The organism is Streptomyces sp. PL-25 (assembly GCF_058344915.1).
This window is the reverse complement of sequence record NZ_CP136997.1, coordinates 1968095-1981745: the sequence shown is the minus strand read 5'-3', so window position 1 is coordinate 1981745 and position 13651 is coordinate 1968095. Positions and strand designations below refer to the sequence as shown.

Below are 13651 nucleotides of genomic sequence, written 5' to 3'. Positions count from 1 at the left end.
ACGACCGCCCGCCTTGCCCATCCCGCGCCCGCTCGAAGCGCACACCGGCCCACGGCGGACCGAGACTTGAGGCACACGGGGGTCCCTCTGGCCCGCCGCGGGCGGAGGTGTCACCATGGAGGGGAGTCCGGGGACGCCGTCAGGGCGCCTCGAGATGATTGAAGGAGCCGTTGCAATGACGCAGCTTCCGGCTGCCCAGCCTGCACAGAAGAGCACCTCCGACGGCAGTGCCAAGACGCTGTACGGAGGAAAGGGCACCCGCCGCATCACCGTCCGCGACCTCGCCCTCGCCAAGGAGCGCGGCGAGAAGTGGCCCATGCTCACCGCCTACGACGCGATGACCGCCTCCGTCTTCGACGAGGCCGGCATCCCCGTGATGCTGGTCGGCGACTCGGCGGGCAACTGCCACCTCGGGTACGAGACGACCGTGCCCGTCACCCTCGACGAGATGGCCATGATGGCGGCCGCCGTGGTGCGCGGCACCCGGCGCGCCCTGATCGTCGGCGACCTCCCCTTCGGCTCCTACCAGGAGGGCCCGGTGCAGGCGCTGCGCTCGGCCACCCGCCTGGTGAAGGAGGCGGGGGTCGGCGCCGTGAAGCTGGAGGGCGGCGAGCGCTCGCACGAGCAGATCCGCCTGCTGGTGGAGGCCGGCATTCCGGTCATGGCCCACATCGGCCTGACCCCGCAGTCCGTCAACGCCATGGGCTACCGCGTCCAGGGCCGCGGCGAGGAGGCCGCCCAGCAGATGCTGCGCGACGCCAAGGCCGTCCAGGACGCGGGCGCCTTCGCCGTCGTCCTGGAGCTGGTCCCGGCGGAGCTGGCGGCCGAGGTGACGCGGGTGCTGCACATCCCGACCGTCGGCATCGGCGCCGGACCCGACACGGACGCCCAGGTCCTGGTCTGGACGGACATGCTCGGCCTGACCGGCGGCCGGGTGCCCAAGTTCGTCAAGAAGTACGCCGACCTGCGCGGCGTCCTGGGCGACGCGGCGCGGTCCTTCGCCGAGGACGTGATCGGCGGAGCGTTCCCGCTGGAGGAGCACTCCGTCCACTGATCCGCCGGCCCACCCGGACCACTGCGGAAACACCCGGAACAGCCCCGCCGATCTTCCCCCGTCGGCGGGGCTGTTCTCCGTCGCGCCCCCGTTCGTGCCGGGCGCTACGCCTGCTCGTGCCGGGCGCTACGCCCGCTCGCGCCAGCCGTCGGTGATCGGCAGCCTGCGGTCCTTGCCGAAGCCCTTGGCGGAGATCTTGGTGCCCGGCGGGTACTGGCGCCGCTTGTACTCGGCCCGGTCGACCATCGTCAGCGTCTTCACCACCAGCTCGCGGTCGTAGCCCGCCGCGACGATCTCGTCGCCGCCCCTGTCCCGGTCCACGTACAGCTCCAGGATCGCGTCCAGCACCGGGTAGTCCGGCAGCGAGTCCGTGTCGACCTGCCCGGGGCGCAGCTCCGCGCTCGGCGGCTTGCTGATCGAGTTCTCCGGGATCGGCGGGGTCTGGCCGCGCTCGGCGGCGGCCCGGTTGCGCCACTCGGCCAGCCGGAACACCGACGTCTTGTACACGTCCTTGATCGGGCCGTACGCGCCCACCGAGTCGCCGTACAGCGTCGAGTAGCCCACCGCCAGCTCCGACTTGTTGCCGGGGGCGAGGACGATGTGGCCCTCCTGGTTGGAGACGGCCATCAGCAGGGTGCCGCGCAGCCGGGACTGGAGGTTCTCCTCGGCCAGCCCGGTCAGCCCCAGCGAGCCCATGTACGCGTCGAACATGGGGGCGATCGACACCGTGCGGAAGTGCAGCCCGGTGCGCCGGGCCAGCTCGGCCGCGTCGCCCCTGGAGTGCTCGGAGGAGTACTTGGACGGCATCGAGATCCCGTACACGTTCTCCGCGCCCACGGCGTCGCAGGCGATCGCCGCGACCAGCGCCGAGTCGATGCCGCCGGACAGGCCGATGAGGACGGACCGGAAGCCGTTCTTGCGGACGTACGCCCGCAGGCCCGTGACGAGCGCCGTGTAGACCTCCTCGTCGTCGTCCAGCCGCTCGGTGTAGCCGCCGGTGAACCGCGGCTCGTACGCGGGCAGCGGCTCCTCGGACAGCACCACCCGCTCCACGCGCAGCCCGTCGTCCACCCGCTGCCCGTCGGCGACCGCGTCGGCCGCCACCGCGGGCAGCTCCAGGTCCAGCACCACACAGCCCTCGGTGAACTGCGGCGCCCGCGCGATCACCTCGCCGTCCGCGCCGACCACGATGGAGTCGCCGTCGAAGACCAGCTCGTCCTGCCCGCCGGTCATGGCCAGGTACGCGGTGGTGCAGCCGGCCTCCTGGGCCCGCTTGCGCACCAGCTCCAGGCGGGTGTCGTCCTTCTCCCGCTCGTAGGGGGAGGCGTTCACGGACAGCAGCAGGCCCGCGCGCGCGGTGCGGGCGGCCGGGACGCGCCCGCCGTCCTGCCACAGGTCCTCGCAGATGGCGAGCGCCACGTCGACGCCGTGCACCCGCAGGACGGGCATGGTGTCGCCGGGCACGAAGTAGCGGAACTCGTCGAAGACGCCGTAGTTCGGCAGGTGGTGCTTGGCGAAGGCCAGCACCACCTCGCCGCGGTGCAGCACCGCCGCCGCGTTCTGCGGCGCGCCGGCCGGCATGCCGTACTTCGGCTGGGCGGTCTCGCAGCGGTCGAGATAGCCGACGACGACCGGCAGCTCCCCGAGGCCCTCCTCGGCGAGCCGGGCGGCGAGGGCGCGCAGCGCGGCCCGGGACGCCTCCACGAAGGACGACCTGAGCGCCAGGTCCTCGACGGGATACCCGGTCAGCACCATCTCGGGGAACGCCACGAGATGCGCTCCCTGCTCGGCGGAGTGCCGGGTCCAGCGGACGACCGCCTCGGAGTTCGCGGCGAGGTCGCCGACGCGCGAGTCGATCTGATTCAGGGCGAGACGTAGTTGAGGCACGTCCCCCAGTGTAATCGTCAGAGCGACGCGATGGGGGGACGGGCGGGTGTGGGCCGCCCCACGCCGATGGCGGCGCGGGGGCGGGCGCACGCACGGGCGCCCGCCCCCCGGAAGCCGGGGGACGGGCGCGCCGCGGTGCGGATACGGGTCAGTGGCGGCGACGGTAGGAGTCGACGTAGCCCTTCGCGGGCGAGCCGACGCCGGTGACGTCGTCGTAGCCCTTGACCGCCTTGAGCGAGCTGTCCTTGCCGAGGCTGCGCAGCGAGACGCTCAGGCCGCCGGTGGCGTCGATGCCGTTGACGAAGTCGACGCGCGCGACCGCGAGGTCCTTGCCGGTCGGCTTGTCCACGACGTCGTGGTACACCTTCGTGCCGTACTGCGAGTAGATCGCCGGGTTGGCGAACCCGATCGCCCTGCCGCCGTTCGCCTGCTGGGCGAGGGCCTGCACGCCCGCGATCACCGGCGCGGCCAGCGAGGTGCCGCCGATCCGGTACTCGGCGTACTGCTGCGACCCGTCGGGGAAGGACTGGGTCTGGCCGACCAGGAAGCCGGTGTTCGGGTCGGCGATGGCCGCGATGTCCGGGACGACGCGGTTGCCGGCGGCGTTGTTCGCCGTGGCCAGCGCGTTCGGGACGACGCCCTTCTGGTAGTACGGCTGTGCCACGGTCTTGCTGGTGCCGCCGCCCGCGCCCGAGGTGTAGGCGCCGGGGAAGCCGTCCCAGCTCTTGCCGTCGGCCGACAGGTTGGCCTTGTCGGTGCCCCAGCCGGTCTCCCAGAGGTACTTGTTTCCCTTGCCGACGGCCAGCGAGGTGCCGCCGACGGCGGTCACCCACGCCGAGTTGGCCGGGGTGTCGACCTGCTTCGTACCGGTGTTGGCGACCTCGTCGCCGTTGTCACCGGAGGAGAAGTAGAAGCCGATGCCCTCCACCGCGCCGAACTGGAACACCTGGTCGTAGGCGGCGGCCAGGTCGGGCGTCTGGTTGGCCTCGATGTCGCCCCAGGAGTTGGAGACGATGTCGGCCAGGTGGTTGTCGACGACCTTGCTCAGCGAGTCCAGCAGGTCGTCGTCGTAGCAGGAGGCGGCACCGACGTAGGTGACGTCCGCGTCCGGCGCGACCGCGTGCACGGCCTCGACGTCCAGGGTCTCCTCGCCGTACCAGCCGGACGCCTTGCACTCCTCGGTGCGCGTGTACTGGGCCGGCAGCGACTGGTGCAGCTGGCCGGTCTTCCACGGCTTGTCGCCGTTCTTCTTCGCGTACATGGCCGCGTCGAAGGCGATGGTCGGCGAGGCGTAGGCGTCGGTGATGGCGACCCGGACGCCCTTGCCGGTGTACTTGCCCGCGCCGTAGGCCGCGCGCAGCTGCTTGCCCGTGTAGCCCTTGACGGCGTACGGGACCTTCTGGCCGTACGCGGACGGCAGCGTCTTCGCGGTCTTCGAGCCGTAGTACGTGGAGAACGGCCCAGCGTTCTTGAAGACCGCGTCCGGCGGCGGCAGCTGGTCCTTGTGGTCGGACTTGTGCGGGGCGTTGTCCAGACCCGTGACGGTCAGGACGGCGTCCCGCAGTTCCTGCGGCACCGACGCCTGCTGGGCGGGGGCGCGGTAGGTCTTCGCGCCCTTGGCGAAGTTGTGCAGCTGGGTGCCGAACGCCTTCTCCGCGGCGGCGACGTCACCGGAGACGGCGACGTAGTGCGGCGTGACGGACGTGACCTTCAGACCCGTCGACTTCAGCCACGACGTGACGGCGGACACCTGGGCCTTCGTCGCGCCGAAGCGCGTCTGCGCCTGATCGGCGCTCAGGTACTTGCCGTAGGACGGCGAGGACGGGTCGGCGACCGCCTTGGCGTAGGCGGCCAGGCCCGCCGCGTCGCGGCCGGCCAGATACACCCGGGCGGTGACCTGGGCGCTGTCGGCGGTGGCACCCTTGTCCGCCTTGGCCGTCGCCCACGCGGGCTTGGTGCCCGTGACGGCCTGGCGGCCCGAGTGGCCCGCGGCGTGCGCCGCGGGTATGCCGAGCACCAGCGCGCCGGCGACCATCGGCAGTGTCGCTGCCAGGCTCACTCCGGCCCGCACGGTGGCGCGGTTCGATCTCATATAACCCCCTGCGATGCGGATCGCATGTAACGCAATGAGTGGTCGGACCTCGCGTGACCCGGCATGACGACCGCGGCGGTGTGGCCCCTGAATGGATCACACGATCGAGTGCCACTCTTCCCGATGAACCGTGCATGCCAGGGGAATGCGCAGGCCAAGAGAAACCCAAGGAACCGTCAGGACCGGTGTATAGCGCACGAATTGCGGTCTTCGTTCCCCGGATTCCGGTCGCCGGACCTCACGAACCGGTCGCCGCACCACGCTTTTCGAGCATGTCCGCCATCAGGTCGATCTCCGACTGCTGCGCGTCGACCATGCCCTGCGCCAGCCGCTTCTCCGCCCCCACCGCACAGGCGGCGGCACACGCCTGCGCCATGTGGATGCCGCCGCGGTGATGCGCCGTCATCAACCGCAGATACAGCACCTCCGCCGCGCGTCCGCGCAGCCGGCCCAGTTCCTTCAGCTGCGCGTCGGTGGCCATCCCCGGCATCAGCGCGCCGTCCGTGCCGTCCGTGCCGTCCGCGTTCGGCGCCCCGGGCGTCGCGCCGCCCGTCCCCATCCCCATCCACGCCATCGGCGGTCCCGCCGACACCTTCGGCAGCCCCCACAGATCGAGCCAGCCCAGCAGCATGCCGCGCTGGTTGGCCTGGGTCTGCGCGATGTCGTAGGCGAGCCGCCGCACCTCCGGGTCGCTCGTGCGGTCGCGCACGATGTACGACATCTCGACGGCCTGCTGGTGGTGGACCGCCATGTCCCGGGCGAAACCGGCGTCCGCCGAACCGGCGGCCGGCACCGTCGGGGCCGGGGCCGTGGCGCCCGCCGCCGGAGCACCGTCCGCCGGGCCGCCGCCCTCCGCGACCGCGTAGCCGATCGCGCCGACGGCGATCACGGCCGTGGCCACGGCGCCCGCGACCAGCCCGGCGACCCTCACCGGTCCACCCCGCCCGTGCAGGCGGCCCCCGGCTCCGGCGTCTGGGGACCCTGGACGAACCGGGCGAAGAACGCGTCCACGGTCGGGTCGGCCGCGCCCGTCACCGTGCGCTGGTGCGCCCACGCCGACAGCATGATCGGGTCCTTCTGGTCGGCCACCGGGCTCATCAGCGAGTACGGCGTCCTGCGCACCTTCGCCGCGAGCGCGTCCACGTCGGCCTTGGGCGCCTTGGCGTTGTACGTCACCCAGACCGCGCCGTGCTCCAGCGCGTGCACGGCGTGCTCGTTCTTCAGCGGGGCGGTGTAGACGTCGCCGTTGCAGTTCTGCCAGACCGGGTTGTGGTCACCGCCGACCGGGGGCTCCATCGGATACGTCACGGGGTCCGTGGTGTGCGTACGGCCCAGCGTGCCCTTCCAGGTCCGCACCCCGTCCTTGCCCGTCTCGAAGTGGCCGGAAGTGCCCTTGCCCTTCTTGTCGTTGCCGTTCTTGCCGTCCATGCCGCTCGGCGCCGACCCGGACGCGCTCTCCTGCGCGACCGGGGTGCCGTCGTCGGACCGCGACTGGACCAGCACCACGCCGCCGACGGCCAGACCCACGACGACGACCACGCTCGCCGCGATCACCAGAAGCCGGTTGCGGCGCTCCCGGGACCGGTCGGCACGGCGCATCTCCTCGATGCGCGCCTTGCGCTGCCCGGTGGCGGTGCTGTCCGGCTTCTTCGCGGAGCCCATGGGGAAGTCCTTCGTGTCACGGTCGGATGGGGACGGGGCGTTCGGGTGGGGCGGGTGGGGCGGGCGGGGCGGCATGGCAGGGGTGCCGTGGGGCCGGGCGGCGGGGCCCGGCGGGTGGGGCGCGGTGCGAGTGCGCGCTGATCGTAGTGGGGGAGGGCGTGCGGAGGGGAGAGCGGGAAGCGCCAGACGCGGGTATGGGAATACGGCTGTGCGGCTGTGCGGATAAGTTGAATGGCAGATGCGCATTATTTAGGCTGGCGGCATGCGGCTGCTGCGCTCCACCGACATGGCGCTGCGCGTCCTGATGAGGCTCGCCGTCGCGGGCGGGTCGAGCCCCACGACCAGGGAGGTCGCGGCGGACATGGGCGTGCCGTACACGCACGCCGCGAAGGTCGTCGCCGAACTCCAGCACCGGGGCCTGCTCGCCGCCCGCCGCGGCCGGGGCGGCGGCCTGACCCTCACCGAGGCGGGCCGCGGCGCGTCGGTCGGCGCGATCGTGCGCGCCCTGGAGGGCGAGGGCGACGTCGCCGACTGCGAGGGCGCGAACCCCTGCCCGCTGAACTCCGGCTGCCGCCTGCGCGGCGCCCTGCGCCGGGCCCAGGAGGCGTTCTACGCCGCACTCGACCCGCTCACCGTCGCCGACATGGTCGCCTCCCCGACGGGCCCGCTGCTGCTGGGCCTGCCGACCGCGCGGCGGCCGGACGGCACCTGACCGTACGGGGACCGCGACCGTACAGGGACTGTGGACCGTACGGGAACCGCGGACCCTTCGCGGACGGGCGCCGGAACGCGGGAACCGGCCGGAGACGGTCGGGGGAACCGCCTCCGGCCGGCGCCTCTCACACCGGGCCGGGCCCAGGAACCACGTCGCTCAGGCCGCGTCCTCGGCCAGCCACAGGTCGGGCCCGAAGACCTCGTAGTGGATGTCGGCCGGGGCCACGCCCCGGGCGAGGAGCTGCTCGCGCACCGCCCGCATGAACGGCAGCGGCCCGCACAGGTAGGCGCGCGTACCGGCCGGGACGTCGACGCCGGTGAGGTCGGCCAGACCGGACCGCGCGGCGCCCTCGGCACCCTCCTCGTAGAAGAAGACCGTCCGCCCGTCCGCCAGCTTGGCCGCGTACGCCTCGTGGTCGGCGCGCAGCGCGTGCGCGGCGGGGGAGCGGTCGGCGTGCACCACGGTCACGGGGGCGGCGTGGCCGTCGAGCGCGAGCTGCTCCAGCATGGCGATCACCGGGGTGACGCCGATGCCCGCGGAGGCGAGCAGCAGCGGCGCGCCGGTGTCCTCGACGACCAGGTCGCCGTAGGGGGCGGACAGCTGGAGGACGTCACCCTCGCGGACGTGCGCGTGCAGGTGGTGGGAGACCTCGCCGTCGGGGGTCGCGGCGCCGCCGCTCACCCGCTTGACGGCGAACTGCCGCTCCGGCGACCCGGGGGCCGCGGTCAGGCTGTACTGGCGGATCTGCCGGGCGCCGTCCGCGAGGCGGACGGCGACCGAGACGTACTGGCCGGCCCGGTAGCCGGGCACCGGGCCGGCGTCGGCGGGGCGCAGCCGGAAGGTGACGACGTCGGCGGTCTCCTCGACGCGCCCGACGACCGTCCAGTCGCGCCAGCCGGTCTGCTCGCTCTGCTCGTACAGCCGCTTCTCGATGGCCATGAGGGCGTTCGCCATCAGCCAGTAGACCTCGGTCCAGGCGGCGGCGACCTCGGGGGTGACGGCCTCGCCGAGGATCTCGGCGATGGCGGCGAACAGGTGCTCGTGGACGATCGGGTACTGCTCGGGGGTGATGCCCAGCGAGGCGTGCTTGTGGGCGATGCGGTGCAGCATCAGGTCGGGGCGCTGGTCCGGGTGGTCCACCAGGTGGGTGGCGAAGGCGGCGATGGAGCCGGCGAGTGCCTGCTTCTGCGCGCCGGACGCCTGGTTGCCGCGGTTGAACAGGTCGCGCAGCAGTTCCGGGTGGGCGTCGAACAGCCGGGCGTAGAAGCGCTCGGTGATCTCGCCGATGGCCGCGCCCACGGCGGGGAGGGTGGCGCGGACGGTGGCTGCTGACTGCTCGGACAGCATCGTGTCTCCTCGAAGGCTCGACGAAGGATCGACCGGACCGCTCGGACTGCTCGGATCACTCGGACTGCTCGGATCGCTCGCAAGTTCGATCGCTCGACTGCCTCGACGGTATGAAAACTTGCATCTGAGATGCAAATTAAGAGGGAGTGGTGTCGCTCACGCCGGAAGGGCTTTCGGCCATTACGGGGGAGCCGTACAGGAGGCAAGATGGGCAGCGGAGCGGCACACCCGCCGACCCGGCGCTCGGACCCTGCGCACCTGGACCTGGCCGGACCCGGGACGGCCCCGCCCCGAGGCCCGTGACGCGTGGGAACGACGGTCCGCAACGCATGTGAAACGGTGATGTGGTGTGATGCTCGCGTGCCCGACCGCCTCTCGTGCCTACGTACGGACACAGGCGGCCTGACCAGCAAGGATGGGGAAGCGGAAGATGGACAAGCAGCAGGAGTTCGTACTCCGGACGTTGGAGGAGCGCGACATCCGGTTCGTGCGCCTGTGGTTCACCGACGTGCTGGGCTTCCTCAAGTCCGTGGCCGTGGCCCCCGCCGAGCTTGAGCAGGCGTTCGACGAGGGCATCGGCTTCGACGGCTCCGCCATCGAGGGCTTCGCCCGGGTCTACGAGTCGGACATGATCGCCAAGCCCGATCCGTCCACGTTCCAGATCCTGCCCTGGCGCGCGGAGGGCCCGGGGACGGCCCGGATGTTCTGCGACATCCTGATGCCGGACGGCTCCCCGTCCTTCGCCGACCCCCGCTACGTCCTCAAGCGGGCCCTCGCCCGCACCTCCGACCTGGGCTTCACCTTCTACACCCACCCGGAGATCGAGTTCTTCCTGCTGAAGAACCGCCCGCTGGACGGCTCCCGCCCCACCCCCGCCGACAATTCCGGGTACTTCGACCACACCCCGCAGGCCATCGGCATGGACTTCCGCCGCCAGGCGATCACCATGCTGGAGTCGATGGGCATCTCGGTGGAGTTCTCCCACCACGAGGGCGCCCCCGGCCAGCAGGAGATCGACCTGCGCTACGCCGACGCGCTCTCCACCGCCGACAACATCATGACGTTCCGCCTGGTCATGAAGCAGGTCGCGCTGGAGCAGGGCCTCCAGGCCACCTTCATGCCCAAGCCGTTCTCGGAGTACCCCGGCTCCGGCATGCACTCGCACCTCTCCCTCTTCGAGGGCGACCGGAACGCGTTCTACGAGTCCGGCGCCGAGTACCAGCTCTCCAAGGTCGGCCGTTCCTTCATCGCGGGCCTGCTGCGGCACGCGGCGGAGATCAGCGCGGTCACCAACCAGTGGGTCAACTCCTACAAGCGCATCTGGGGCGGCTCCGAGCGCACCGCGGGCGCCGGCGGCGAGGCCCCCTCCTACATCTGCTGGGGCCACAACAACCGCAGCGCCCTGGTCCGCGTCCCCATGTACAAGCCCGGCAAGACCGGCTCCGCCCGCGTGGAGGTCCGCTCCATCGACTCCGGCGCGAACCCGTACCTCACCTACGCCGTCCTCCTGGCCGCCGGCCTCAAGGGCATCGAGGAGGGCTACGAACTCCCCCCCGGCGCCGAGGACGACGTCTGGGCCCTCTCCAACGCCGAACGCCGCGCCATGGGCATCGAACCCCTCCCCCAGAACCTCGGCGAGGCCCTCACCCTCATGGAGAACAGCGACCTCGTCGCCGAAACCCTCGGCGAACACGTCTTCGACTTCTTCCTCCGCAACAAGAAGCAGGAGTGGGAGGAGTACAGGAGCGAGGTCACGGCGTACGAGCTGCGGAAGCATCTGCCGGTGCTGTAGGGGCGGGCCGGAAGACGGGGTCGGCGGAGAAGCGAGGAGGTTGCCGGGATGACTGTGACCGACGACGACCGTGGGCCCGAGCACCGGCCTCTCCGCCCCCTCCGCCGCCGCGGCATCGACCGCCTGTCCCGCGACCAGTGGGGCAGCGGCCGGTCCGTCTGGGCGGCGGACGTCGGGGAGCGGGTGCTTGAGGTCGACCGGATCAGTGTGTCGGAGGAGAGGGTGCCCGAGCGGGTCGGCGTGGTGCTGGCTCTCACCGACGACGCGGCGGTCTGCGTACGGCGTCGGCGGTTCGTGCTGGACGGCAAGCCGGTGCTGCTCGCGACGATCTATCTGGCCATGTCCCTGGTGGCCGGGTCCGCGATCACGCGGGAGGACACCGGGCCGGGCGGGACCTACGCCAGGCTCGCCGAACTGGGCCACGAGCCGGTGCACTTCCGTGAGGAGATCCGCTCCCGTATGCCCTCGAAGGACGAGGCGGCCGAGCTGCGCGTGTCCGCGGGGACTCCGGTCATCCTCGTCTGCCGGACCGCCTACGCGGCCGAGGGCCACGCCGTCGAGGTCAATGAGATGACCCTCGACGCCGCCTCGTACGTCCTGGAGTACGACTTCGACGCGGGCCGTTGATCCGTACGGCGACGCCTTCAGGAACGGGTCGGCGGCGTGCCCTTCGGTACGAAGAGGCTCAGCCGGAACGTGGTGGGCTGGGTCAGGCGCCCGCAGAACCGGTCCATCCGCACCGCCGTCCAGTCGATCCGCGGGTCCGACGCCCGCAGGCGGCGCAGGCCGGTGTGCCACTCCGACTCGTCCTGCGTCTCGAAGAGCACTTCCCAACGGCCCGCCTCGGGCGCGAACCGGGCAGCCGCCCGCCGCGCCTCGTCCTGCGACCGGCGTCTTCTGCTGCGCTGCCCCGGCATCGGTCCAGCATCGCTGCGCCCTACCAGCAGGGCAAGGCCGGGACTGGTCGGTGATTCCGGCAGCGCGGGCGGCCGTGCGGCGAGGTCGTCCGCGATCTGGTTGATGCCGGTCTCGGTGGTGACGTCGTGTGCGCGGCGGGTGGTGTCGCGCCGGACGTTCTCGCAGCCGCCTTCGTCCAGCACGGCGACGGAGATGTCGCCCGTGCCGTTCAAGTCGCTGTCCTCGCTGTCCTCGCTGTCCGCACAGGGGTACCCGGCGGCCACAGGTGCGTCCTCCCATGCGCTGGTCGAATCGGTGACCGGCAGCGCACGACCGTGACCGGTGGGCGGATCGCAGCCACTGATGGACCGCCGCGGCATGGACGGCCGCCTCGCAGCGGACCGCGAGCACGGAACGTTGCGATTGGGCTTCTGCCGGCTTGAGTTGCAGGTCCGCCTGGAAGCATGGGCGTGACTGGTGCTGTCTCGGGGGGTATTTCGATGAGCGCGTCTGACGGACTTGCCTCGGCCGTGGTTCAGCTGATGGCGACAGCAGCGACAGCGGCTGCCACCGGCGTCGGCAGCACCGCCGCCTCGCTGGTCGGCGATCTGGTGCGCACCCGGCTCGCGGGCGCCGGGCAGAACGCCGCCGTGGCCACGTTCGACGCGGCACCGCAGGAGCCTGCGGCCCAGGCCGTCCTCCACAGCGCCCTGGTGGCCGTGATGGCCGCCGACCAGCCCTTCGTCGTCCGGCTCACCAGCGCCATGCCCGCCCCGGAAGAGGCGCCCGCCCCGGCTCAGCCCGCCAACGTCGCTTCCGGCGGCGGCATCACCGTCCAGGGAACAGGGAACAAGGTCCGGGGCAACTTCGCAGGCCGCGACCAGATCATCAACAACATCCGCAACGGCGACGCCCGAACGCTCGCGGTTCTCACCCTGGCCGTCCTCATCCTGGCGCTCGCCGTGTACGGAGGTGTCCGGCTCGGCGGCGCGCAGCTCCCGCAGGACGGCGACGCACCACCGAGCAGCACGCCTTCCGTGTCCCGCGCGGCGGGTGCCGCTCTGCCGCCGACCACGGCGACGGTCCGCCGGATCCTCCCCGACCGGAAATCCGTGGACAGCCGTGCCTTTCCGCAGGCCGAAACTCCACACATCGCCACGTCCGCGGCCGGACTGTTCCTCTGCCGTGCCGCACCCGAGTGCCAGAAGAACGCCTCCGCTTTCGGCCGTGTGAAGTACGGCCCGAAGGTGACGAAAGACAGCAATCCAGGCAATTATGCCGAATTTCTCGTCGTGGCGTTCCCTGACGCCATGACCGCTCATCTCGCGTACGTGGATCTCGTGGACGGCGGCATCGAGAAGGGTCTCGCTTTTGAGCACGAAATCGCTGGTCTGAGCGACTACGGCGAGGAGAGCCAGGGCTTCTCGTCGGACAGCGGGCCCACGGCGTCGATGTACAACCGCGCTTCGGTGTTCCGCCACGGGGCCTTCATCGGTATGGCACAGCAGTTGGACGACGGGACCCCGGAGCGCGTCGGACGCCTCCAGCAACTGTCCACGATCCTTGCCGACCGCATGGCGAAGGCCGACGCAGGTCAGATCCCGTGACCGCCGTCGCCGACCCGGAGACCTCCGGAGCGGAGGTCGCCTTCCCGGCCCCGCCGCCGCGCGGATAGGGTGCCGCCGTGCAGCGGATCCTGGTCGTGGGTGTCACCGGTGCGGGCAAGTCGACGCTCGCCCGGTCGGTCGGCGCCCGCCTGGGGGTGCCGTACCACGAGATGGACGCGCTGTACTTCGCCGGTCCCGGCTGGGCCGTGAACGGACGGCTGGCCGAGGACGTGGGCAGGATCGCCGACGCGTCCCGCTGGATCATCGACTCCCTCGGCTACCCGGAGGTCCGTGACCTGCTGTGGGAGCGGGCCGACACCGTGCTCTGGCTGGACTACCCCCGGCACGTCGTCATGCCCCGCGTGCTGCGCCGCTCCCTGCGCCGCACGGTCACCCGCGAGGCGCTGTTCGGCGGGAACCGGGAGACCTGGCGGGGGTGGCTGAGCCGGGAGCACCCCGTGTGGTGGTCCTGGGCGCAGCACGGGCCCCGCCGCCGCGAGCTGGCACGCCGTACGCGCGACCCCCGCTTCGGCCCGCTCACCGTCCACCGCTTCGGGCACCCCGCCGACACGGCGGCCTGGCTGGACGGCCTCTGAGC

General features: G+C 71.8%; 11 protein-coding genes and 1 pseudogene. 6 read left to right on the top strand and 6 right to left on the bottom strand.

What is annotated here, in order from left to right:
* Positions 1-175 precede the first annotated feature (175 nt).
* The gene (gene panB / locus R4Z62_RS08805) at positions 176-1054 is read left to right on the top strand and encodes a 3-methyl-2-oxobutanoate hydroxymethyltransferase (RefSeq protein ID WP_064532774.1); all 879 of its coding nucleotides are present in this window, start codon (positions 176-178) and stop codon (positions 1052-1054) included.
* 126 nt (positions 1055-1180) lie between these two features.
* On the opposite strand, the gene R4Z62_RS08800 is transcribed toward panB, so the two are convergent.
* The 4 genes from R4Z62_RS08800 to R4Z62_RS08785 form a co-directional block, all read right to left on the bottom strand.
* Positions 1181-2941 carry an NAD+ synthase gene (locus R4Z62_RS08800; protein WP_064532772.1) on the bottom strand — a complete coding sequence of 587 codons (1761 nt, stop codon included), beginning with the start codon at positions 2939-2941 and terminating at the stop codon, positions 1181-1183.
* A 148-nt stretch (positions 2942-3089) separates the two neighbouring features.
* A complete protein-coding gene (locus R4Z62_RS08795; RefSeq protein ID WP_491519478.1) occupies positions 3090-5033 on the bottom strand; it encodes a S53 family peptidase in 1944 nt (647 codons plus the stop codon).
* A gap of 238 nt (positions 5034-5271) precedes the next feature.
* Complete coding sequence (locus R4Z62_RS08790) at positions 5272-5964, bottom strand: DUF305 domain-containing protein (protein WP_064532765.1); 693 nt, start codon at positions 5962-5964, stop codon at positions 5272-5274.
* Positions 5961-6695: a thioredoxin-like domain-containing protein gene (locus tag R4Z62_RS08785; RefSeq protein WP_491519477.1), complete on the bottom strand. Its 735-nt coding sequence runs from the start codon at positions 6693-6695 to the stop codon at positions 5961-5963. The genes R4Z62_RS08790 and R4Z62_RS08785 overlap by 4 nt, the downstream gene beginning before the upstream one ends.
* A 262-nt stretch (positions 6696-6957) precedes the next feature.
* Here R4Z62_RS08785 and R4Z62_RS08780 point away from each other — a divergent pair, with 262 nt between their 5' ends.
* Positions 6958-7407, top strand: coding sequence for an RrF2 family transcriptional regulator (locus R4Z62_RS08780; protein WP_355477440.1), 450 nt, complete (start codon positions 6958-6960; stop codon positions 7405-7407).
* Positions 7408-7566: 159 nt separating this feature from the next.
* Here R4Z62_RS08780 and R4Z62_RS08775 read toward each other — a convergent pair whose 3' ends face one another.
* Positions 7567-8757, bottom strand: a complete 1191-nt coding sequence (locus R4Z62_RS08775) for a globin domain-containing protein (protein WP_491519476.1) — start codon at positions 8755-8757, stop codon at positions 7567-7569.
* A gap of 430 nt (positions 8758-9187) precedes the next feature.
* On the opposite strand from R4Z62_RS08775, the gene glnA reads away from it, so the two are divergent.
* Both glnA and R4Z62_RS08765 read left to right on the top strand, forming a co-directional pair.
* On the top strand, positions 9188-10549 hold the full coding sequence (glnA, locus tag R4Z62_RS08770) for a type I glutamate--ammonia ligase (RefSeq protein ID WP_018570490.1): 1362 nt from the start codon (positions 9188-9190) through the stop codon (positions 10547-10549).
* A gap of 84 nt (positions 10550-10633) precedes the next feature.
* Positions 10634-11176: pseudogene (locus R4Z62_RS08765) on the top strand (GntR family transcriptional regulator); the annotation flags it as partial.
* 17 nt (positions 11177-11193) lie between these two features.
* Here the strand turns inward: R4Z62_RS08765 and R4Z62_RS08760 are convergent.
* The gene (locus R4Z62_RS08760; protein ID WP_491519475.1) at positions 11194-11730 is read right to left on the bottom strand and encodes a hypothetical protein; all 537 of its coding nucleotides are present in this window, start codon (positions 11728-11730) and stop codon (positions 11194-11196) included.
* A 246-nt stretch (positions 11731-11976) separates the two neighbouring features.
* Between R4Z62_RS08760 and R4Z62_RS08755 the strand changes: the two genes are divergently transcribed.
* Together R4Z62_RS08755 and R4Z62_RS08750 are read left to right on the top strand one after the other, a co-directional pair.
* On the top strand, positions 11977-13053 hold the full coding sequence (locus R4Z62_RS08755) for a hypothetical protein (protein WP_491519474.1): 1077 nt from the start codon (positions 11977-11979) through the stop codon (positions 13051-13053).
* 77 nt (positions 13054-13130) lie between these two features.
* Positions 13131-13649: a P-loop NTPase family protein gene (locus R4Z62_RS08750; protein ID WP_491519473.1), complete on the top strand. Its 519-nt coding sequence runs from the start codon at positions 13131-13133 to the stop codon at positions 13647-13649.
* Positions 13650-13651 lie beyond the last annotated feature (2 nt).